The organism is Collinsella sp. LCP21S3_D3 (genome assembly GCF_052118305.1).
In the GTDB taxonomy this organism is placed as follows: Bacteria; Actinomycetota; Coriobacteriia; order Coriobacteriales; family Coriobacteriaceae; genus Collinsella.
In genome coordinates, this window is sequence record NZ_JBQKHK010000001.1 from 201734 (window position 1) to 223350 (window position 21617).

16 protein-coding genes are annotated in these 21617 nt (G+C 61.1%); 11 read left to right on the top strand and 5 right to left on the bottom strand.

From position 1 onward, the window contains the following. The first annotated feature begins 56 nt into the window (after positions 1-56). From pglZ to ACTQ1S_RS00845, 4 genes are all read left to right on the top strand, one after another. Entirely contained in the window at positions 57-2738 is a 2682-nt protein-coding gene (gene pglZ, locus ACTQ1S_RS00830; RefSeq protein ID WP_441546828.1) for a BREX-1 system phosphatase PglZ type A, read from the top strand. An 11-nt stretch (positions 2739-2749) separates the two neighbouring features. After that, entirely contained in the window at positions 2750-5113 is a 2364-nt protein-coding gene (brxL, locus tag ACTQ1S_RS00835; protein ID WP_441546829.1) for a protease Lon-related BREX system protein BrxL, read from the top strand. A 77-nt stretch (positions 5114-5190) separates the two neighbouring features. Then, a complete protein-coding gene (locus ACTQ1S_RS00840) occupies positions 5191-6555 on the top strand; it encodes a hypothetical protein (protein WP_441546830.1) in 1365 nt (454 codons plus the stop codon). Between the two features lie 27 nt (positions 6556-6582). Next, positions 6583-6774 (top strand): hypothetical protein, encoded by a 192-nt coding sequence (locus tag ACTQ1S_RS00845; RefSeq protein WP_368156466.1) that lies wholly within the window; start codon positions 6583-6585, stop codon positions 6772-6774. A 338-nt stretch (positions 6775-7112) separates the two neighbouring features. Here the strand turns inward: ACTQ1S_RS00845 and ACTQ1S_RS00850 are convergent, their stop codons facing one another. Beyond that, complete coding sequence (locus ACTQ1S_RS00850; RefSeq protein ID WP_441546831.1) at positions 7113-8714, bottom strand: potassium/proton antiporter; 1602 nt, start codon at positions 8712-8714, stop codon at positions 7113-7115. 262 nt (positions 8715-8976) lie between these two features. Between ACTQ1S_RS00850 and ACTQ1S_RS00855 the strand changes: the two genes are divergently transcribed. Further along, on the top strand, positions 8977-9816 hold the full coding sequence (locus ACTQ1S_RS00855) for a metallophosphoesterase (RefSeq protein ID WP_441546832.1): 840 nt from the start codon (positions 8977-8979) through the stop codon (positions 9814-9816). Positions 9817-10133: 317 nt separating this feature from the next. Here ACTQ1S_RS00855 and ACTQ1S_RS00860 read toward each other — a convergent pair whose 3' ends face one another. Next, positions 10134-11708 (bottom strand): lipopolysaccharide biosynthesis protein, encoded by a 1575-nt coding sequence (locus ACTQ1S_RS00860; protein ID WP_441546833.1) that lies wholly within the window; start codon positions 11706-11708, stop codon positions 10134-10136. A 177-nt stretch (positions 11709-11885) separates the two neighbouring features. Here ACTQ1S_RS00860 and ACTQ1S_RS00865 point away from each other — a divergent pair, with 177 nt between their 5' ends. The 6 genes from ACTQ1S_RS00865 to ACTQ1S_RS00890 all read left to right on the top strand — a co-directional run bounded on the left by ACTQ1S_RS00865 (position 11886) and on the right by ACTQ1S_RS00890 (position 18435). Next, the gene (locus ACTQ1S_RS00865; protein WP_441546834.1) at positions 11886-13457 is read left to right on the top strand and encodes an L-lactate permease; all 1572 of its coding nucleotides are present in this window, start codon (positions 11886-11888) and stop codon (positions 13455-13457) included. Positions 13458-13719: 262 nt separating this feature from the next. Beyond that, positions 13720-15390, top strand: coding sequence for a phosphoenolpyruvate carboxykinase (ATP) (gene pckA, locus ACTQ1S_RS00870; RefSeq protein WP_441535707.1), 1671 nt, complete (start codon positions 13720-13722; stop codon positions 15388-15390). Positions 15391-15614: 224 nt separating this feature from the next. Then, positions 15615-16334 carry a B3/B4 domain-containing protein gene (locus ACTQ1S_RS00875; RefSeq protein ID WP_441546835.1) on the top strand — a complete coding sequence of 240 codons (720 nt, stop codon included), beginning with the start codon at positions 15615-15617 and terminating at the stop codon, positions 16332-16334. Between the two features lie 163 nt (positions 16335-16497). Further along, complete coding sequence (locus ACTQ1S_RS00880; RefSeq protein ID WP_154515655.1) at positions 16498-16947, top strand: MarR family winged helix-turn-helix transcriptional regulator; 450 nt, start codon at positions 16498-16500, stop codon at positions 16945-16947. Positions 16948-17066: 119 nt separating this feature from the next. Beyond that, positions 17067-17921 (top strand): DegV family protein, encoded by an 855-nt coding sequence (locus ACTQ1S_RS00885; protein ID WP_441546836.1) that lies wholly within the window; start codon positions 17067-17069, stop codon positions 17919-17921. Positions 17922-18114: 193 nt separating this feature from the next. Further along, positions 18115-18435, top strand: coding sequence for an MGMT family protein (locus ACTQ1S_RS00890; protein WP_427747461.1), 321 nt, complete (start codon positions 18115-18117; stop codon positions 18433-18435). A gap of 180 nt (positions 18436-18615) precedes the next feature. Here the strand turns inward: ACTQ1S_RS00890 and ACTQ1S_RS00895 are convergent, their stop codons facing one another. The 3 genes from ACTQ1S_RS00895 to ACTQ1S_RS00905 form a co-directional block, all read right to left on the bottom strand. Continuing rightward, a complete protein-coding gene (locus ACTQ1S_RS00895) occupies positions 18616-18909 on the bottom strand; it encodes a DUF6485 family protein (protein WP_195838532.1) in 294 nt (97 codons plus the stop codon). 221 nt (positions 18910-19130) lie between these two features. Next, a complete protein-coding gene (gene trpS / locus ACTQ1S_RS00900; protein WP_441032995.1) occupies positions 19131-20180 on the bottom strand; it encodes a tryptophan--tRNA ligase in 1050 nt (349 codons plus the stop codon). Positions 20181-20339: 159 nt separating this feature from the next. Next, on the bottom strand, positions 20340-21539 hold the full coding sequence (locus ACTQ1S_RS00905) for an MraY family glycosyltransferase (RefSeq protein ID WP_441546837.1): 1200 nt from the start codon (positions 21537-21539) through the stop codon (positions 20340-20342). Positions 21540-21617: the final 78 nt, after the last annotated feature.

Genomic DNA, 21617 nt, shown 5'->3' on the forward strand with positions numbered 1-21617 from the left:
CACGTGATTACGCGTTACGCGAATTGTTTTGACCGGTATGACAGTGGGATTGTTAGATGGCAAAGTTCGATGTAATTGAAGAGCTGGCGGCGCGCTTTGAACAGCCGCTGCCCGATTGCCGTGAGCGCCGCGTGGTGGTGTGGCACGACGCGGAAGGCGAGTTTGCCGCCACGTTTGCCGAGCTTGCCGAGGGCGGCTTTGGAGAAGCGGTAGAGCAACGTTTGCCGCGTCCGGTGCGCTTTGTGGAGGCTTGCGACGGGCATATGTTTGAGGTCAAGCGCCTTATCGCCCGCGAGGACACCACGAGCGACATGCTGGTGTATCGCCAGCAGGGGCGTGGCGGCCTCGAGGGCGATTGGCTGGCCGATGTTGAACTGTATGCCGATCAGTTCTCGGCGGACTATCTGTCGCTGCTGGCCGATCAGCTGGGGGCTTCGAACGCGCGGGATATTCGCAAGGCGTTGCAGGCGCACAAGTCGTTCTTTGCCGCCAAGGGCCGCGTCGCCAAGTTTTCTAAGTGCATGCCCGCGCCTGCGTGTGCGGCCGATGTTGAGCTGGGCCTGCTGGCTGCAATGTTTGGCGGCTCCGACCCCAGCGCTGCCACCATGCCGTTTATTGTGCGCGCATGCCTGACTATGCTGCTGCGCGATGGCCCGGAGGCGCTGTCGGAGCTGGCGCAAAAGTTTGAGGCCGCCGACAGCCTTGCTGCCTTTGTTCGTCAGCGCACGGGCTTTGAGGGTACGCTGTTCGAGCGCGATTCGCTCCAGGATTTTGCCGCCCATGTGCTGCTGACGGCCTCAGCCTCGCTGGTGCCAGCGGCTGCGCTGCAAAAGCTTTCCAACCATATTGCGCCCGCCTATGCGCCGTATTGCATCGCCGTCGTCCGCGAGTGGGCGGGCGATGCTGCGGCGTCTGATGACCTGCGCGAGATTTGCGAGCTGGTCCAGGACGCGTGCGGCCTGCGCCATGTGTTTGGTGCTCTGCCTACCGACGATCTGCTGCGCCTGGATGTATTCCCGTGCGTTGACGAGGCCATTTTGAGCGACCTGCTCACCTCGCTGGCGCAGGGTGCCGATCGCGTTGACGAGGCCCGTCGTGTTGCCGCGGCCCGTCGCGACCTGTGCTGGTACGACGATGTTGCCTGCTACTACCAGGTGCTTTTGGCGCTGGCCGACATGGCGGCCTTTAAGCGCGACCATGCGGGTGGATTCCATATTGCCCAGGCGGCCGAGGTATGGGAGGCCTATACCACAGATTGGTGGCGCATGGATGCGGCATACCGCGCGCTGCGCCAGGCCAACGAGCGCTGCAAGCTTCGTGGTGTCGACCTGTTGGAGGAGCCCGAGCGCCGTGCGGTCGAATGGGCCGAGAACAACTACGTTAACTGGTATCTGACCGAGAGCAACGCGTGCTGGGCCAATGCCGCCCAGGCGCAGTGGCGCGATGCCGGCTATGTTGAGGGTGTCGCTCGCCAAGACCTGTTTTATTGGGAGACGCTGCCCACGTATACCGGTAGTGCCAAGGCCAAGGTGGTCCTGATTAGCGATGCGCTTCGCTACGAGGTGGCGCAGGATGTGGCCGCCGCTTTGGAGCGCGAGCGTGGCGGCGAGGTGCGCATGGGTAGCGTGCAGGCGATGTTTCCCTCTATTACCGAGATGGGCATGCCGGCGCTGTTGCCGCATCAGGCCATGACGCTCAACATGGAAACGGGCGCCGTGCTGCTCGATGATATGCCGACGAGCTCTACGGTCGAGCGTCAAGCGGTGCTGCAGAAGGCCGCGCCTACGGGTCGCGCCCTGAGTGCCGCGGCGTATCTGGACATGTCTGCCGCCGACCGCAAGGAGCTGCTCAAGTCCAGCGAGATCGTGTACCTGTATCACAACAAGATCGACGCGACGGGGGAGAAGCTCGCCACCGAAAGCGATGTGTTCGATGCATGCGCCGAGAGCGTGGACGAGCTGGTCTCGATCGCCAAGCGCGTGTGCACCGACGCGCCAGGCGCCCGCGTGACGATTACATCCGACCATGGCTTTTTGTACACGGCCAACGAACTGCCGGAATGCTTGTTCCTGGGCAAGAACGACCTGCCCGACGATCCGGTGCTGTTTGGCAAGCGCCATGCGGTGGTCGCTCAGGGCGACACCTTGGCCGATATCGCTAACGGCGCGGACGGTAGCCCGTGTTTAGCCATGAACATGGACCATGTGGTGCCGGGCGGCGGCTACGTTGGCTTGGCTCTGCGCGGGATCGTGCACTACAAGCGACCCGGCGGAACCAAGCGCTACGTGCATGGCGGCGTGAGTCTGCAGGAGCTCGTGGTGCCGGTGGTCGGGTATCGCCGCCTGAGTGCGTCCTCAAAGGAATTCGTTGATACGCAGACTGCGAAGCTGCGCGTGCTGAGCGAGAGCCGCCGCGTTACCAACTCGCTGTTTGGCATTAAGTTGCTGCAGGAGGAGGCCGCTACGGGCAAGGTGCTGCCGTGCGAGTACGAGCTGGTGTTTACCGACGAGACCGGCAACGAGGTGAGCGACGTTGCTCGCGTGCATGCGGACATGACTTCGCCCAACCCGCAGGATCGCGTGGTCGAGGCTCGCTTTACGCTTAAGACGGGTGTGTCGTTTGGGTCCGGCTCGTCCCATTTGCTGGTTTGCCGCGATGCCCAGTCGGGCAAGATCGTTTGGCGCGAGACGTATACCATCGCTGTTTCGTTTGCCCCTGTTGCTGACTTTGGTTTTTAGGAGTGTGCCCTATGATTGATAGCCATGACGACAATCTGTGGGAAGTTCCCTCGATTGATGTGGATGTGCCTGCGGAGGCTGCGGCGTCCGTTGAGGATGCGGCGCCTGCCCCGGAGCCGGTTGCTGCGGCGCCTGCCCCGGAGCCGGTGGAGGCCGTCGCGCCCGTTGAGGCTGCGGTGAACGCCGAGGACGAGTCCTCGACCGATGGCTATGACCAGGCTGTGGCCGAGGCTCCCGAGGATGAGGGCTACGACATGGACGGGCTGGACGGCAAGCTGCTCGAGCACTTTGCTGGCAAGATCGTGCGCAAGGACCTGACGGCCCTTATGAAGCGCGGCGCCAATGTGCCAACCTTTGTGCTTGAGTATCTGCTGGGCATGTACTGCTCAACCGATGACGAGGAAGCCGTGGCAGAGGGCCTGGATCGCATCCGCAGGATCCTCACCGATAACTACGTGCGTCCCGACGAGTCCGAGCGCATTAAGTCCAAGATTCGCGAACTGGGCCGCTTTACCATCATCGACAAGGTGACGGCCAAGCTCGACGAGTACAAAGATATCTACGTGGCGTCGTTTGCCAACCTGACCATCGAGCCGTTTGTGATGCCGGCCGAGTACGTGCGCGACTATTCCAAGATTCTGCAGGGTGGCATTTGGTGCATTATGAGCATCGAGTATCGTCACCCCTTGGATGAGGAAGACGAGTTTGGAATGGAGGTCTTTGGCGACGATGCGCCACGCCGCTCCAAGGCCAAGCGCAAAAAGCGCGGGCCCGAGGACTCTCCGTTTAGCGTGGCGTCGCTCACGCCCATCCAGATGCCCAACCTGGACCTGGATGCTATGGTCGACGAGCGCCAGTACTTTACGCGCGACGAGTGGCTCAACATGCTGCTGCGCTCCGCTGGTTATGAGCCCAGTGAGCTTTCCGAGAAAGAGCGTCTGCACTTTATCGAGCGTATGGTGCCGCTCATCGAGCGCAATTACAACCTGTGCGAGCTGGGTCCCCGCGGCACCGGCAAGAGCCATATCTACAAAGAGGTCTCGCCCTACGCCATCTTGCTCTCTGGCGGCCAGACCACCACGGCCAACCTGTTCGGCCGCATGAATTCCATGCGCGCCGACCGCGTGGGCTTGGTGGGCCACTGGGATTGCGTGACGTTCGACGAGGTTGCTGGCATGCGCTTTAAGGACACCAATGCCGTGCAGATCATGAAGGACTACATGGCGAGCGGCAGCTATGCGCGCGGCCGCGACCAGATTAACGCCGATGCCTCCATGGTCTTTGAGGGCAACATCAACGACACCGTGCAAAACGTCCTTAAGACTACGCACCTGTTTGATCCGTTTCCGCCGGAGTTTAACAACGATTCGGCCTTCTTTGACCGTATCCATTACTACCTGCCGGGCTGGGAGATTCCCAAGATGCGCTCGAGCCTGCTGACCGGGCATTATGGCCTGATCACCGACTGCCTGTCGGAGTTTTGCAAGGAGATGCGCCGCAAGGACTTTACGCACCATATCGACCGTTACTTCCGCTTTAACAGCGACTTTAACAAACGTGACGAGATCGCCGTGCGCAAGACCTTTAGCGGCCTGGCCAAGCTGCTGTTTCCCGACGAGGCCATGGACAAGGACGACGTGCGCTGGCTGCTGGACTACGCCATCGAGGGCCGTCGCCGCGTAAAGGAGCAGCTCAAGATTATGGCGGGCGTTGAGTTTATCGACGTCAACCTGGGCTATATGGATGCCGACAACCCGCAGGACGTGCACGTGGTGCGCGTGCCCGAGCAGAGCGAGGACACGCTGATTCCCGACGGGCCGCTGCTGTCCGGCCACGTGTTTGGCGTGGGCAGGTCGCAGGGCGGCGAGGTTGCCGTGTACAAGTTGGAGAACAAGGCCGTTGCCGGCGAGTGCAAGTTTAAGCACGAGGGCGTGGCCTTTAACAAGCCGGTGCGCGATACCCTGGAGGCCGCGTTCGACAACTTTGTGAACCTGGCGAACCGCGTGGCGCCGGGCATGCACATTGGCTCCAAGGATTACCTGCTGTTCTACAACGACCTGCAGAGCAAGGGCCTGTCCGAGGAAGTTTCGCTTGCCGAGTTTGTGGGCCTGTGCTCCGCGGCGTGCAACCGCCCGGTGATGCCTGCGCTGGCGATTCCGGGAATCTTGCGCATGTCGGGCTCTATGGACGAGATCCGTGGGCTCGAGGACATTATGCGCGTGGCCAAAAACGCCGGCGCCAAGCGCGTGATTTTGCCGCTGAGCGCCATCGCGGGTTTGCAGAGCGTGTCGTCCGAGATTATTTCGGGACTGAGCCCGGTGTTCTACATGGATGGTGACCCGGTCGACGCCGCGAAGAAGGCACTGGATCTGTAGGAGTGCGGGCGTGCGGGGCGTCCGGTGTTCGGGCGCACCGCGTACATGTTGGTGCGTAGTGCGTGAGGAGGCCTACCGTGGCAGACGAGCGTTCTGTTGGTGAGCTTCTCGACGAGCTGTTTGGCTTTGAGTCGGTGGCTAAGCGTCAGACGGCGCTTGAGCAGTACGATCGCGGGGAGCTGGTGCGCAAGGCGCGCTCCCGCGAGCTGCTGGGCGTGCTTAGGGGCGTCGAGGCTGCCGAGCGCGCTGCGCGCGAGTCTGCCGTGCGGGCTGTTGATACGTACGTGCGCCGTGTTGAGGGCGCTGCGCTTGCACGCGCTCGCAAGCAGGCGGGCATTGTTGGTCCGCTGCAGATGGAGCGCCGCTATGCTGCCTTTTTGCGCATGGAGGACAAGGCCGAGCTACTGGCCCGTTTGGAGCAGACGCTTGCGTTTATCGAGGTAAAGCTGCGTGCGAATACGGCGGACAAGGTTCGCGCGGCGTACGATGCTGCGGGGGTTATGGTGCTGCAGGACGTGGCGCGCCTGAGTGACGTGCGTGTTGTGGACGCCGTGCCTTTGGATGCCGACCTGCTGTGTACGCAGCTGGAGCAGTTGCGTTGTGCCGCCGATGCGACGGACCTTGCGGGTATGATCACAGCGACGTTTGAGTCCGAGCTGAGTGCGACGGGGTCGCAGGGCGCCGGCGGGTCTGCGAGTGATGTTGCTGGCGATGTTGCTGGTGACGTGGCGTTGGAGCGCGAGCTTACCAACGTGCATGGCGCTGCGCAGCGAGCGCGCTTGGCGGCGCAGGCATATCGGGCCGAGCGCGCCGCCCGCGTTGCGGGGAGCACGGTGGAGCCTTCGGGGCTGCCCGAGCCTGCGTGCGTTGCGTGCGAGGCGGCGTGCGATGCCGGTTTGCTTTTCGAGTTGCTCGCTCAGGTTAAGAAGTCGTTTGAGACCTACCGTCGTATTGTTGCCGACGGCGGGTTGTTCTGCGCGTTTGGCTCTGGCTCGCCGCATGGGATTTGCAGGGGCTCGAGCTTTTTCGACTATGATTCTCGGCTTGACGAAGACGTGCTGGTGGGCGAGTACGATGGCGCTACCAGGCACGATGTTCGCCGTGAGGTTCCGATTCCCGAGCTGGTGGATGAGGCTTCGGCCGAGGGCGGCGACTCGCTCGAGGTCGCCGTGGCGCGCATGCGTGAGTTTAACGGGCGTCGCTACGATGGTGTGCTGGATGAGGACCCCACGCGCCATGTGAATGCGTTTTGGTATGGACTCAAAAAGCTCAGCCAGTATTGCGAGGCCGCCGTGCGTGTGGACGAGCGTGCTTGGGATTGCTTTATCGATAAGGTGCAGTTCGCCTACGATGAGCCCGTGGGGCGCCTGGCCATGCAGATGGACGACAAGCAGGTTGCGGCTTTTGTTGCTGCTGTGGATAAGCTTAGCGCTGCTGAGTAGGGACCTGGCTCGGTAGGAGGTTACACCATGAAGATCGACGTTGATGTAGACCAGCTGCGCGAGAGTCTGCTCGATCGCGCGGGGAGTGCAGCCGGCGTGGGCTTTCCGGCTGCCATGCTCGACGTAGTGGATATCGAGGACGAGTCGCCCCAAGAGCTCCTAGCCCGAGCCGAACGCGAAGGCCTCGACCTCCGTGATTTTGCCGTCGACGATGACTAGGAATGTGACAAGGGTAGCTAATTTGGCATAGGGCGCCTGCATCCGCAGCTGCGCGAACATGCAAGATAAGCCGTCGCAATGGAGTCTAATGAGCTCGCGACCGTTCTATTTTGACTGCTCGCTGGCTAAGTGAGTAGGCTTTATTGGAAATCCTGAGCACACGACTAATTTGCTTCAATAAACCTGCAGGTCACAGACTTGTGCTTTGGTGACATGGTCGGCGATTCGGCAAAAGTCTACTCACTTAGTTTTGAGAGGCGCTAATTGTTCGCAACGAGACCCCAGCCGGGGCGATTGGTGCTCAAATGTAGCCAATTCGGGATGGCTGTCCCTTGCCGCTACGACGCCAGCGTGGCGATGACGGCTTCGTCGCCGGCGTATATGAGGGTGTTGCCGTCGGGGATGATCGTTTGGCCATCGCGCTTGAGCATCACGACGATAAACGGGTGCTTGCCTTGCGGCACATCGCGGAGACGCTGGCCGGCCAGGCGACCGTGGGGCGTCACGGTGACCTCGCGCAGTGTAACCTCGGCACGTTCTTCAAACGTTGGCGCGGCCATCACCAGCAGGTCACCTTCCTCGATGACGGTATCGCCGTTGGGCAGCACCGGGTGCGCGCCGTCGCGCAGTACCAGGACCACCAGCATGTCCGTGGCGCTGCCAATATCGGCGAGCGAGCGTCCGGCAAACGGATGACCCGTGCCCACCTTGAGCTTGACAAACGACATGCCGTCCTCGTCGCGGTAGTCGTTAAACGTACGGCGCACGTCGCCGGACGCATCGATCATGTCGAGCTTCTTTGCCACCGCCGGCAGTAGCGAACCCTGCACCACAATGCTCGACACGGCAATCACAAAGACCAGGTCAAACAGGTCGTGACCGCCGGGAACGCCGGCCACCACGGCAAAGAGGCTAAAGACGACCGAAGCTGCGCCGCGCAGACCCGCCCAGCTTACGAGCGCCACCTGGCGGGGGTTTGTCTTATAGGGCGCCAACAGCAGACCGACGGCGATGGGGCGGCTTACGAAGAGCATAAACGTCATGAGTGCCAGGCCCGGTAGCAGCATTTGCGGCAGGCGGGCGGGCGTCACGAGCAGCCCGAGCAAAAAGAAGATGGTCATTTCGGCCATCTCGGTGAGGGTGTCAAAGAAGTGCGCCAGCTCGACCTTACCGGTGATGTCGCTCGCACCCAGCACAATGCCGGCAAGGTACACGGCTAAAAAGCCGTTGCCGCCTAGGTAGCTCGGCAGCGCGTAGGCGACGATGGCCACGGCGAACAAGAAGATGGTCTGCGCGCCCTCGGCTGTTGCGTGCGCGCGCTCGATCAGGCGGCCCGATGCCCAGCCGATGACAAGGCCCAGGCCCACGCCCAGAATGATCTGCTTGGCGAGCAGCACGGGGATGTTGATGTCGCCGCCGGCCGCAAGGGTTGCAAGCACGGCGGTGAGCATGTAAGCGACGGGGTCGTTGGAGCCCGATTCGACCTCGAGCAGCGAGTCAGTGCCGTCCCTCAGCGAAAGGTTGTGCTCGCGCAGCACGCTAAAGACGCTCGCTGCGTCGGTGGATGCTACAACCGATCCCAGCAGCAGGCCGCCGATCCAGTCGAAGCCCAGTGCGAAGTGCGCAAAGGCGCCGGTGATGCCGGCGGTGACGACGACGCCGAGCGTGCTCAGCAGCACCGCGGGCACGGCGACAGGCTTGGCGCGGTCGATGTTGGTGTTAAAGCCGCCGTAGAACATGATGAACAGCAGCGCCGTGCTGCAGACGGTTTCGGTGAGCGCATAGTCGCTAAAGTCGATGTGCGCCGGACCGTTGACGCCCAGCAGCATGCCCAGCGCGATAAAGATGAGCAGAGTGGGGAAGGGGAGCTTTTTGCCGACGGGTTTGATGGTCAGGCACAAAATGATGACGAGGCCGATAAAAAGAAGTATCTGGTTCATGGATAGTGTCCGCTCCTGGGTGGTTGGCGTGGCACGGTCAGTTGTCTGCGGTTATTTGTACCCAAAGATGGTGGGTTTATGGGTTGAACGGAGGGCGTTCGTGATATCGTCACAGGCGGAGCCGTTTTTCTAGACTATTGGCGGCGGCTCGTATCTACTTCCCAGCTTTATTGCAACGGAGTACAATGGGTAACGTTTAAGTTCAACTTGAAGTTTTAGTTGCGGCTCCGGGCTTCGGCCGTAATGCAGGGAAAGGCGTTCCATGGCGATCTATGTGACATCCGATGCTCACGGGCACGTGCGCGCGCTGGACGAGGCCCTTTCCAAGATCTCGCTAACGTCCGACGACACGCTGTACGTGTTGGGTGACATGATCGATCGCGGTCCCGATCCGGTCGGCGTCATCAACTTGGTGCGATCGCTGCCCAACGCTCGCGTGCTTAAGGGCAACCACGAGCAGATTATGCTCGACGCGATCATTGGCCAGGACCCGCTCGATGCCGAGACCTGGGACATCAACGGCGGATGGACCACGCGCCAACAGCTCAACGAAATGGAATTTGAGGCATACGAGGAGCTGGTGCGCTGGGCTGCCGCCCTGCCGCTCTATGCGGTGGCAGAGACTGCCGAGCGTCCGTATCTGCTGGTGCACGCCGGTATTCAGACCGAGGCGGCGCGTGCGTTTTTGCTTGAGCACGGTGTCGATTGCGCTGATGGCAGGGGAGCGGTCGATGCCGATAGCGAGTTGCTGCAGCAAATGCTCGCCGTGCAGTCGTCCGATGACTTGCTCTGGATTCGCCATGGCTATTGGGATGCCCCGACGGGGTTGCTTTCTGCCGAGGGCAAGGGTCCGGTTGTGGTGAGTGGCCACACGCCCACGGTGTCGCTCGGGCGTTATTGCGAGGTGGGCGGCCTGGCAGGGCTCGATGAGGAGTCGGGCCGCGGACAGATGGTGCGCTTGGGCGGCGAGGATACCGCCGGTGTTCCCGACCGTATCGACATCGACTGCGCCGCCGCCACCGGCTCCGAGTTCGGCCGCGTAGGCATTCTGCGCCTGGACGACGGGGCGGAGTTCTATGCGAACATTCTGCCCGGCGAATAATCGGTGCAAAGGGTAGCTAATTTGGGACGGGGCTTTTTTGACTACTTTTGCCCTTCTGCCCATCAAATGATTTTTCTGGAACGGGGATTACATAATCATTTGGCTGCCCGCTGGCTAAGTGAGTAGACTTTTTTGGAAATGCCGAGCACCCAACATATTTGCCTCAATAAAACCGCAGGTCACAGACTTGTACTTTGTCGGTGTGGTCGGGGATTCGGTAAAAGTCTACTCACTTAGTTTTGCGTGATGCATATTGTCCGCAACGAGACCCCAGCCGGGGTGATTCCATCGCAAATTCCGGTGACCGGGGCAGCTAATTAGGCGCCGTACGGATTCCGGTCCCTCTCTATGCGCTGGCGAATGTGGGCGTACTCGATAATCAACAGCACCAGCAGTAGGGCCATAACCGCCAGGTAGCTTACGACGGCACCCATCAGCCCCAGTAGGTTGATGAGGACCATCGGTACCACCACGCTCACGGCAAAGCAAATGAGGTAGATCTTGGTGACATCGCCGGCGTGGCGCAGCACTGTGATAATGGCGTAGATAAAATCGATGGCTGCGGTGATGCCGCCGGCGACGACCATCAGCAGCGCCAATGTGCGGTAGCGCTCAAAGTTGAGGCCGTACATAAAGCTCATAAGGGGAATGCCGGGGCCTGCCATAAATGCGGCGCATGCGCCAGTGAAACCCAAGATCAGCGCCATGACGGCGACAATAATTAAGTCAAAGCGGCGACGCTTGCGCGGGTTAGCCCAAATGCTCGACAAACGCAAGAGCTGCGGTTTATAGATAAAACCAATGCTCAGCAAAATGGCCTGCGCCGGAAAGAACAGGGCATTAAAGTACAGCTGATATTTGTAGGCCAGCGTGCCTTCCATCACAAATTTGGGCATGCTCTCGATAAGGTTGAACAAAAAGAGCGCGCCAAAGAGCGGGGCGCACTGCGCAAAAAGGTGGCCGACTTCGCGTATGCTCACGCGACGCGATTTTTCGGTTTCGAGTAGGGCGAGTGGGGCGGTGACCAGCACAAGCGAGGCGATCGCTGTAACACCCATGGCCATGGCCGCGATGGGCATGCTGCGCGTGAGGAACAGTGCCGCGCTAAAGACCGCGATGACGCCGACGGAGCGCAGCGTTTGGCTCATGCCGGCTAGGTAGAGCTTGTCGGCCTGCTGCAGACGGCCCTCGTACACGTCCGCCACGCCGTCGATTACCTTATACAGGTAGACGCCCAGGCCGATCATCGCCATGTGCGCGTCGTAGCCGCGGGCGCTGCTGTACATGAGGCCGCAGCCTAGGGCGAGAGCTCCGCAAAGCCAGCGGTTGAGCTGGTAGGAGGCAAAGGACGTCTTCTCGTCGATGTCCGAGACCTGAAAATTGCGCACGCCGTAGTTGCATGCGATCATGATGAGCGTGCCGGTGACAAAGGCGATGGAGAACTTGCCGGCTTCCTCGGCGCCTACAAGCTGCGTAGACACGATAGTGAGCAGCGGAAACGCCATGCCCCACACGGCGGTGCCCAGGGTATTCCAAAGGTAGTCGCGGCTGGTGGCGTGCTCCTCGTATTCGGCTTCCTGCATGGAGAAACCGCCGCCGTAGACGGCGCCGAGCAGGCGGTTCCACCAGGCGTTGACCATACGGCGGACGGGACCGGGCTCGCGATCGCGCTCGCGCCGACGACGCGTGGCTTGGCCGCTATTTGGCCCGCCGGCGTTACGCTGACTCAGCTCCTGGATACGCGCGAGCTCCTCGGCCGTGTGGGAGGCGGGGAACAGGCCGTTCTCGATGCGTCCGCCCTGTCCGTGCGCCCCGCCCGATACAGCGGGGTTGGCGATGCCGTTGCGGCGGGCGATGGCGCGGCGGATGCTATCGAGGGGCGAGATGCTCAAGGCGGGTCCTTTCTATTGCTGCGTTCTAGTATAGACGCGACGGTGTCACTCATGTTTTTGAACGGATTGTTCAATATTTTCGGGGGGCGGCAGTAAATTGTCGGTGAGCGTGCGGTATCCTGTTGAAGTTATGTGATACCACGATGCCGCCCGCGCGGCACCAAGGAGCTTCTACCTATGGACGTCGCCGCATTCTTGCTGGCTCTTGTGCCGATCATTTGGCTTGTCGTGATGCTGCTGTGCTTTAAATGGCCAGCTTGGAAAGCCGCCATCGGATCGTTTGTCCTTTCGTGCGTGCTTGCCTTCGCATGGTGGCACCTGCCGGCAGCGCAGATCGCGACCGCCTCGCTCGAAGGCTTTTTGATGGCCCTGTGGCCCATCGTTTTGGTAATCATCGCCGCGGTGTTCACGTATAACCTGTGCGTTCGCACGGGCGCCATGGACGTGATCGGCAGCATGATCACCTCCATCAGCAGCGATCGCCGTCTGCTGGCGCTGCTTGTGGCCTGGTGCTTTGGTGGCTTTATGGAGGGCATGGCCGGTTTTGGCACCGCCGTCGCTATTCCCGCCGGCATGCTCGCGGGCCTGGGCTTTGAGGCCGTGCCCGCCGTGCTCATCTGTCTGCTGGCCAACGGCGTGCCCACGCCCTACGGCTCCATTGGCATTCCCACGGTGTCCGTTGCCGGTCTGGTGGGCCTGGACCCGCTGCATTTGGCGACCGTTCAGATGGTGCAGCTGACGCCTTTCTTTGTGATGATGCCGCTGTTTATCGTGCTGGTTGCGGGTCGTGTCGCCGATGACCAGGGTAATGTTGCGGGCGTTGTCGAGCGCCTGAACGGCGTGGCGGGCATCGCCGTACTCTCCGGCGTGTCCTTTGCCGGCGCGGCTCTTGTCGTTGCTATGTTTGTGGGTCCCGAGCTTGCCGTCGTCGTCGGTTCCATCGTTTCGCTCGCGCTGACAGCTGCGCTTGCCATGCGTGCCGAGAAGTCGGGGCATCTGGACGCACGTTTCCACATGAATATCGAGGCCGGCGAGCAGCTCACCGCTAAGTCGGCGCTTTCGGCTTGGTCGTGCTTCATCCTGATCTTTGTGCTGCTGTTGGGAACGTCTAACCTGGTGCCTGCCGTGCATGCTGCGCTCGCACCGTTTGCGAGCCAGGTGCAGGTGTATTGCGGCGAGAACCCCGGCACGCTCACGTTTTCGTGGATCAACACGCCGGGCGTCTGGATTTTCCTGGCGGCGTTTGTCGGCGGCGCCATTCAGGGTGCTTCGCCGCGCATGATGGGCAAGGTACTGGCCGCGACCGTCAAGCAGATGATGCCGACGGTCATTACCATGCTTTCGGTTCTGGGCTGTGCCAAGGTTATGGGCTATGCGGGCATGATCTCTTCGATCAGCGCGTTTTGCATTGCGGTCGCCGGTGGCCTGTACCCTATTCTGGCTCCGTGGATCGGCGCGGTCGGTGCGTTCGTGACCGGTTCGGGCACGTCTTCTGGCATGCTGTTTGGTCCCATCCAGAGCCAGGCTGCCACCGCGCTGGGCGTGAGCGACTACTGGATGGTCGCGCTGAACGCGCTTGGCGTCGCCGCCGGCAAGATGATCTCGCCGCAGACGCTTGCCATTGGTCTTGCCGCCGTGCACGTGCGCGGCAAGGATGCCGAGCTCCTGGGCGCCGTCCTGCCCTACGCCGCCGGCATGCTGGTCCTCATGAGCGCCATCGCCATGCTCGGCCAAGGCTTGCCGCTATAGTTGGCGCTTAGGGACGCTCCTTTTGTGCCGGCATCCGGGGACACTCCTTGAATGTTGCCTGTTCAAGAGTGTCCCCAACGACTCGTCGTTTAAGAACGTCCCCAATGACTACCCAATGACTAGGCCGCTTGCCTGGGATTTTTGACCGTTGGGCGGGCTTGCCGCCCTTGCGGCAAAAACGTTTTTGCATATCGGGTACAACGGGCTTTACGTGAGTAAAGTGCGCGCCGCGCCCGCGTGACGCGCTTTTAAAGGAGGCCCCATGCCTGGTGTTACCCCTGCAGAAGTTCTGTCCAACTTTGGTATTACGCTGGTCGAAGATCCCGCCGAGAATCAGCCGCGTCTGCTGGTCGATCTACCTGCTGCGGAGCTCGTCGAGCACGCCATCCGCCGTGAAGAGGGCCGCATGGCATCCAACGGCGCGCTGGTAATCGAGACGGGGGAGCGCACCGGCCGTTCTCCCAACGACCGCTTTATCGTTGACACCCCCGATGTTCACGACAAGATCGCCTGGGGCGCCGTCAACCGCCCGCTTTCGATTGAGGGCTACGAGGCCATCAAGGCCGGCATCGTCGACTATCTCAACGAGCGCGATGTGTTCGTCACCCGCGGCATGGCCGGTGCCGACCGCAACCACACGCGTCGCCTGCTCGTTGCCTGCGAGCGCGCGAGCCAGGCGCTCTTCATTAAGCAGATGCTCGCCCGTCCGCTCGCTCGCGAAATTGCGCGCACCGGCGAGCCGGATTTTTGCGTGCTCGCGGCACCCGGGTACCAGTGCGACCCTGCCATCAAGGGCCTCAACTCCAGCGCCGCCGTGGTCATCAACTTCCAGGAACGCGTGATTCTGGTTGCCGGCACCGGCTACTCCGGTGAGATCAAAAAGTCCATCTTCAGCGTCATGAATTACCTGCTGCCTGTCGAGGACGACGTGCTGCCCATGCACTGCTCGGCCAGCATGGATCCCGTCACGCACGAGACCGCCGTGTTCTTTGGCCTGTCCGGCACCGGCAAGACCACGCTTTCGGCCAATCCCACGCGCCTGCTGATCGGCGACGACGAGCACGGTTGGTCCGACATGGGCATCTTCAACATCGAGGGCGGCTGCTACGCCAAGTGCGAGGGCCTGGACGAGTTTCACGAGCCCGAGATCTTCAACGCCGTTCGCTTTGGCGCGATCTGCGAAAACGTGGTGCTCGACGAGAACCGCAAGCCCAACTACGATGACGTCTCGATCACGCACAATACGCGCGTTGCCTATCCCGTCGAGCATATCCCCAACGCATGGACCAAGGGCATGGGCACCACCCCGAGCGTCGTGCTGTTTTTGACCTGCGATGCCTTTGGCGTGCTGCCGCCTATCTCGCGCCTGACGGCCGATGCCGCCATGTATCACTTTGTGACGGGCTTCACCGCAAAGATCCCCGGTACCGAGGTCGGCGTCACCGAGCCCACGCCTACGTTCTCCTCGCTGTTCGGAGAGCCGTTTATGCCGCTCGACCCCATGGTCTATGCCAAGATGCTCGGCGAGCGTATCGCCGACGGTCGCACCCGCGTCTATCTGCTCAACACCGGCTGGATTGGCGGCGGTTATGGCGTGGGCCATCGCATCGAGCTTGCCTACACGCGCGCCTTGGTCGCACGCGCCCTCGACGGTACCATCGAGGACAGCGAGTTCTTGCACGACGATATCTTTAATGTCGACATTCCCACCACGTGCCACGGTGTGCCGGACGGCATCCTGGTGCCGCGCCAGTACTGGCAGAGCACAGCGCGCTACGACGAGGCCGCGCACAACCTGGCGGTGATGTTCGAGGAGAACTTCGAGAAGAAGTACTCGCACCTGCCCGAGTCCGTCAAGGCCGCCGGCCCGCACGCTCAGGTGTCTGCCGAGGCCCGTCATCGCGGCCGCGGCCTGCTGGGACTCCGCCACTAGCGTCGCCTCGAGTCCATATCCACCACAAAGAGGCAGGCGCCTTTGTGGTGGTTTTGCTCGTGTGGATGACTCGGGTTACAATGCGCCTGACATATCGTCCCCTTCTCCGGATGGGGGCAGCGTAAGCGCTCTTGTGACGGCACCGTAGGACTTTGAAGGTGGCCGTTGTAAGGGCGCTTTTTGTTTAGGCGCTCGCGTTGGCGCGAATTGCGAAAGGAGCACGTATGAAGAGCTTTGTTGCCGAGGATTCATTTTGGGAGCTATTTCCACAGGCGGCGGTCGGTGTTGTGGTCGTAAAGGGCATGAAGCCCGCGGCTCAGATTCCTCAAGAGGACGTGGACGCGATTGCGGCGCTGCTCGATCGCGCCAATATCGATGCGGAGTGTCATCTGACAAGCGATACCATCAGCGAGAACGCGCCGGTCAAGGCTTGGCGCGAGGCCTATCGCCTGTTCAAGACTAAAAAGGGCGCCCGCTGCTCGATCGAGAACTTGCTCAAGCGCGTGCTCAAGGGCAAGCCGGTCGGTCATATCACACCGGCGGTGGATATTTACAACACGGTGTCGCTGACCTACGCGCTGCCCGTGGGAGGCGAGGATTTGCACGCGATTGAGGGAGACCTTCGCTTGAAGGTGACCGACGGTGGCGATGCGTTCCTGCCGCTTGGCGAGGAGGCGGATGACCCGACGCTGCCCGGCGAGCTCGCCTACATCGATGATGCGGGTGCCGTGTGCCGCTGCTGGAACTGGCGCGACGGCGTTCGAACGGCTCTGTCCGACGATTCTGCCGATGCGTTCCTGGCGATTGAGTGTGTTGAGCCCGAGCGAATGGGGGACTGTCAGGCCGCGATCGATCGCTTAGCCGAGCTGCTTGAGCGCTATCTGGGAGCGACGGTTGTCGTCAAGACGCTTGTGACCCGCGATAACCCGCGCGTGGAACTCTAGCTCGGGCCAAACCACCACACAAACCACCACAAAGGTGCTATCCCCTTTGTGGTGGTTTTTATGTTGATGAGTTAACAATTAGGGCGTTCGGGGCTTGCGATCGCTGGGTACGGCTAAGATGTTTACCCGTTAGCATCATGTAAGCGAAAGGCGGTCGTCTCCCATGCAGCAGAACGACGAGACACGTTTTGAGGATTTTGTCGGACTGATTAGCGGGCTCTACAAGGAGATCCAGCGCATTAAGGCATCTGAGGGCGCAAGGCTGGGCCTTAAGGGTTCCGATATCATGTGCCTGTACTATCTTGAGCGCAGCAAGGACGGCCTGACTGGTGCCGACCTCGCCCGCATGGCAGGCGTGACCCGCGCTGCCGTCTCGCGCACGCTGGCGCATCTGGAAGAGGGCGGCTACGTCGAGGTCGACGATTCGGGCGATGCCGCCGTTAAGTATCGTGCCCCGGTTCGCCTGACCACGTTGGGCGGCGAGAGCATGAATGAGGCCGATCGCATTATTCGCGAGGTGCTCGACGCCACCGGCAAGGCCATGGGCGTGGAGCAGCGCGAGCAGATGTACGCGTCGCTGCGTACGATTCTCGACACCCTGCGCGAGCTGTAGGGCCGCCTAGGCATTTGCTTCCCATTAACAACTGCATCGTCCCGTTTGAGCGCGTATACCGTGCCGGGGCATTGCTGTCAAAATTCCCTGCGCGGGACCTGCGCAAGAAAGGATTCGCTATGTCCGTCCGCATTATTACCGATTCCGCAAGCGATATGTCGCCGGCGGAGCACCCGGCACTGGCTGTTTTGCCACTGTCCGTTACCTTTGGCACCGATGTGTACATGGATGGCGTCGACATCGATCACCAGCGCTTTTACGAGATGCTCGTGGAGCGCGATGAGCTGCCCAAGACCGGTCAGGTCAACCCGTACGCGTTTTCGCAGGCTATCGCCGAGGTTCGTGAGGCCGGCGATGAGGCCGTGATTATTACCGTGGGCGCTAAGCTTTCCGGCACCAATCAGAGTGCGCGCACCGCTCTTGCCGAGGCCCCGGGCGGCGATGTGTTCGTGGTAGACAGCAACAACGTCACCTTGGGCGAGCGCGTGCTGGTCGAGTATGCCCTGCGCTTGGTGGACGAGGGCCGTGGCGCTGCCCAGATCGCGGCGGCGGTCGAGGCCGTGCGCGACCGCGTGGTGGTTATCGGCCTGCTCGAGACGCTGGAGTACCTGGTGCGCGGCGGTCGCCTGTCTGCTGCGGCCGGCGCTGTGGGTACGCTGCTCAACGTAAAGCCCGTGGTGGCTGCCGAGGACGGTCTGATCGTGCAGCTGGGCAAGGCGCGCGGTTCCAAGAACGGTCGCAACCTGCTGAACCAAAAGGTCGAAAAGGCGGGCGGCGTCGACTTTTCCATGCCGCTGGCGCTCGGCTATACGGGCCTTTCGGATGCGGTGCTCAGGAAGTATATCGAGGACAGCGCCGCGCTGTGGGCTGGCCACACCGAGGGCGAGCTGCCCGTTCACACCATCGGCGCCACCATCGGCACCCATGTAGGCCCCGGTGCCATAGCCGTAGCCTTCTTCCAGCCTGCCAACTAACCGACCTGCCAAAAAGGGACAGGTTTATTTTGGCAGGTTTTATCTGGGCAAACGCTACCTGCCATGCCATGTGATCCCTCGGCGATGACGGGGTTGCGGACCATCGGCCGCACGGAGGCCGCAAATGATCCGCAACCCTGCCGTCCCCGAGGGATCATTTGATTTATGCTGTTGCGGGCGGAAAGGAGCATCGATGGCGTCTGAGGGCTTTTTTGAGCGGGTGTACGAGGTAGTCGAGCAGATCCCTGAGGGGATGGTTGCCACGTACGGCCAGGTGGCGCTGCTCGCCGGCCGTCCACGAAGTGCGCGGTACGTGGGCTATGCGCTGCACAGCAATCCGCGCCCTGGTCAGATTCCCTGCCATCGTGTGGTGTTTGCCGATGGCAGCATTTGCGAGGGCTTTGCGTTTGGCGGCCCCGATGCTCAGCGCGAACTTCTGCTGGGGGAGGGCGTGACGTTTGTCGACCCCATGCACGTCGACTTGGCCGCCTGTCGTTGGCCAGCAGGGCTCTAGCGGCTCTGCCGTGGTCAAAACCACCACAAAGGTGCCTGTCCTCTTTGTGGCGGAACGCTGGCTCCATTGATGTTTCCCCAGATAAAACCTGCCAAAAAAACCTGTCCCTAATTGGCAGGTTTATGTTATCCCATAATGAGGTACTGACGTTTGGTTTTAGGGGGGCACTAACTTTGATTGTTAGTCCCGCTTACAGCAACCGATCTTGGTAAATCCCTGCGGCGCTTCTTCGCCTGCGGGGATTCTTGGGCTGTCGCTTCCCAGATATGCTTCTACATGCCGCGCGAACGCTTGCCACGACCACTCGTCTTTATCGGCCTCAAGCCGATCGGGAGAAATCGCGTTGAACAGGCACGTTGGAATCTCGTGCTCGTGCAGATTCTTAGCGATACACGGTGTGCAGCCCTTCTCGTGGTTGACAGGGTTAAATGGGCATTTCCGGTCGTTGCAGGTACAAAACGCAACTGAGCTCATGGGACTCCTTCCGGTCGGTCGGGTCTGCCGTAAAAGCTGCCGCATGTTAAACAATAGGGTGTCATTGCTTAACAGGATATAGCCTCAAGGTGCTTGCGACTTAGGGGTTCTGCCAAGCGGCTGAATATCTCGGCGACCGACCTCTGAAGAAAACAAAACCGCCGCAACGAGGATTGTGCCAATCGCGGCGGTTTAGTTTGAGTGTTGTTTATTGCTCTCGACTAGTACACCATGCCCATGGCGTCCTGAACCTCGGCCAGGGTCTGCTCGGCGATCTCGTTGGCACGACGGTTGCCCTCGTGCAGGACATCCTTCACATAGTCCAGGTCGTTCTCGTAGCGCTGGCGACGCTCGCGGATCGGTGCGAAGTACCCGTTGACGGCCTCGGTCACGTACTTCTTGAGTTGGCCAGAGCCGCCCATGCCAATCTCCTCGGCAATCTCGACCTCGGAACGGCCGGTGCAGATGGCGGCGGTCGAAAGCAGGCCGGACACGCCGGGGCGGTTCTCGGGATCGAACGTAATCATGCGCTCGGAGTCGGTCTGGCTCTTCTTGATGCGCTTGGCCGTCTCCTCGGCGGTCATCGAGATATTGATGGCGTTGCCGTAGCTCTTGCTCATCTTGCGGCCGTCCAGGCCGGGCAGCAGCGGGGTCTCGGACAGCAGCGCGTCGACCTCGGGGAACACCTTGCCGTAGCGGTTGTTAAAGCGGCGGGCGATGGTACGGGTGAGCTCGATGTGCGGCAGCTGGTCGCGACCGACGGGCACAACGTTACCCTTGCAGAACAGGATGTCGCAGGCCTGGTGTACCGGATAGGTGAGCAGAAGGCCGGTGAGCTCGTGACCCGAGGCCTCCATCTCGGCCTTGACGGTGGGGTTGCGCGCCAGCTCGGCCTCGGAGACCAGCGACAGGAACGGCAGCATGAGCTGGTTGGCGGCGGGCACCGCGGAGTGCGCGTAGATCATGGTCTTGTCGGGGTCGATACCGCAGGCAAGGTAGTCCATGACCATGTTATACACGTTGTCCTGGATGTGCTCGGTGGTGTCGCGGTCGGTGATGACCTGGTAGTCGGCAATGAGCACGTTGGTCTTGGCTCCCATATTTTGCAACTCCACGCGGCCCTTGAGGGTGCCAAAGTAGTGGCCTAGGTGCAGACGGCCGGTGGGGCGGTCGCCGGTAAGCATGGTGAACTTCTCGGGCGTCTTGGCCAGGCCCTCGCGAATGGCGTTGCTCTTTTGCAGCGCGACTTCGTAGCTGTTCTCGTTTGGCATGATTGCTCCTAACGTATGTTCATGGGTCAAGATGATAACGCGTTTATTGAGAGGGGCGGGCGAAAGTGGGCAAGGGGGTGGTAAGGCGAGACATGCGTGGCGGTCGAGGCGCGGTCACGAGCGGCCGACGGTAAGCAGAGCGACCTTCTGCAGCAAACCTTAATGCCTGTGGTGGCGCTCTTCCTTACGCTCCTCGGCCGCTTGCTCCTCCTGCTTAAAGGCGGGGTCGTCGGGGGTTATCAGCTCGTCTTCGTGCGTGCGCTTGTTGTAATGGTGGCGTAGCACGGGCTCAAACAGGTGCAGGTGCTTGGCGAAGGCTGCCGAGCCAATGCCAAGGACGGTAAAGATGAGCACGCGCATGGGGACTTCGACCTGGTTGATGGCGGCCGCACCGGCCGAAAGCAGGACACACCAGGCATAGATAAGCAGCACAGCCTGCTTTTGGTTATAGCCCTCTTGAATGAGGCGGTGGTGGATGTGGCCTTTGTCGGCCTGCCCAATGCTAATGTGGGCGCGCTTGCGGCGCACGATGGCGCTAAACGTGTCGATGATGGGCACACCGGCAACGATGAGCGGAATGATAAGCGAGGTGAGCGCGGCGGTGCGGCTCACATTAAGCAGCGAAATGGAACCAAGCGCAAAGCCCAGCAGCAGCGACCCCGAGTCGCCCAGAAAGATGCTCGCGGGGTTGAAGTTGTAGCGCAAAAAGGCCAGGCAGGCGCCAAACAACGCGATGGAGAGCGCGGCGGCATCGATGCGGCCCGAGAGAACGGCCATCGAGAACATCGTGAACGATGCGATGCCGCAGATGCCTGTGGCCAGGCCATCGAGGCCGTCGATGAGGTTGATGATATTGGTGAACGCCACCAGGTAGACCACGGTGATGGGGTAGGCAAGCCAGCCGAGCATGATTTCGCCGGGGGCAAGCGGGTTGAGGATGACGCCGATTTTTAGGCCACCCACGCAGGCGATGAGCGCGGCGAGGACCTGGCCGGCGAGCTTTTGCTTGGGCTTAAGCTGGAAGACGTCGTCGATCGCGCCGGTCGCAAAAATGACGGTAAAAGAAAGCGCTAGCATGGGGTAGCTAATGTGCAGGCGCGGATGCGGGACCAAGACGGGCGGCCAACCCAGATGCCAGGTGCCCATAATCTGAACGATGCAGGCAACGACCAGGCCCAAAAAGACCGCCGTACCTCCCAAGCGCGGGATGGGCTTGGTGTTGATACGGCGTTTTGAAGGATAGTCAACGGCGTCGAGCTTGATTGCCAGACGTTTAACCAGGGGCACCGTGAGGAAGGTCGTGATATATGCCGCGGCTGCCACGCAAAGGAACGGTATGTAGCTTGTGGATGAAGCCATGTATCAAAAACCGCCAAGCGTCGAAGGAAAAGGTCAAAGGATGCCATGCCGCAAAGGGTATAGCTGACCCATGATACT

What these genes read in the sequence shown, in the direction of transcription:
- pglZ (WP_441546828.1), top strand. Translation starts at nt 57, where the DNA reads ATGGCAAAGTTCGATGTAATTGAAGAGCTGGCGGCGCGCTTTGAACAG.
- brxL (WP_441546829.1), top strand. Translation starts at nt 2,750, where the DNA reads ATGATTGATAGCCATGACGACAATCTGTGGGAAGTTCCCTCGATTGAT.
- ACTQ1S_RS00845 (WP_368156466.1), top strand. Translation starts at nt 6,583, where the DNA reads ATGAAGATCGACGTTGATGTAGACCAGCTGCGCGAGAGTCTGCTCGAT.
- ACTQ1S_RS00850 (WP_441546831.1), bottom strand. Translation starts at nt 8,714, where the DNA reads ATGAACCAGATACTTCTTTTTATCGGCCTCGTCATCATTTTGTGCCTG.
- ACTQ1S_RS00855 (WP_441546832.1), top strand. Translation starts at nt 8,977, where the DNA reads ATGGCGATCTATGTGACATCCGATGCTCACGGGCACGTGCGCGCGCTG.
- ACTQ1S_RS00865 (WP_441546834.1), top strand. Translation starts at nt 11,886, where the DNA reads ATGGACGTCGCCGCATTCTTGCTGGCTCTTGTGCCGATCATTTGGCTT.
- pckA (WP_441535707.1), top strand. Translation starts at nt 13,720, where the DNA reads ATGCCTGGTGTTACCCCTGCAGAAGTTCTGTCCAACTTTGGTATTACG.
- ACTQ1S_RS00875 (WP_441546835.1), top strand. Translation starts at nt 15,615, where the DNA reads ATGAAGAGCTTTGTTGCCGAGGATTCATTTTGGGAGCTATTTCCACAG.
- ACTQ1S_RS00880 (WP_154515655.1), top strand. Translation starts at nt 16,498, where the DNA reads ATGCAGCAGAACGACGAGACACGTTTTGAGGATTTTGTCGGACTGATT.
- ACTQ1S_RS00885 (WP_441546836.1), top strand. Translation starts at nt 17,067, where the DNA reads ATGTCCGTCCGCATTATTACCGATTCCGCAAGCGATATGTCGCCGGCG.
- ACTQ1S_RS00890 (WP_427747461.1), top strand. Translation starts at nt 18,115, where the DNA reads ATGGCGTCTGAGGGCTTTTTTGAGCGGGTGTACGAGGTAGTCGAGCAG.
- ACTQ1S_RS00895 (WP_195838532.1), bottom strand. Translation starts at nt 18,909, where the DNA reads ATGAGCTCAGTTGCGTTTTGTACCTGCAACGACCGGAAATGCCCATTT.
- trpS (WP_441032995.1), bottom strand. Translation starts at nt 20,180, where the DNA reads ATGCCAAACGAGAACAGCTACGAAGTCGCGCTGCAAAAGAGCAACGCC.
- ACTQ1S_RS00905 (WP_441546837.1), bottom strand. Translation starts at nt 21,539, where the DNA reads ATGGCTTCATCCACAAGCTACATACCGTTCCTTTGCGTGGCAGCCGCG.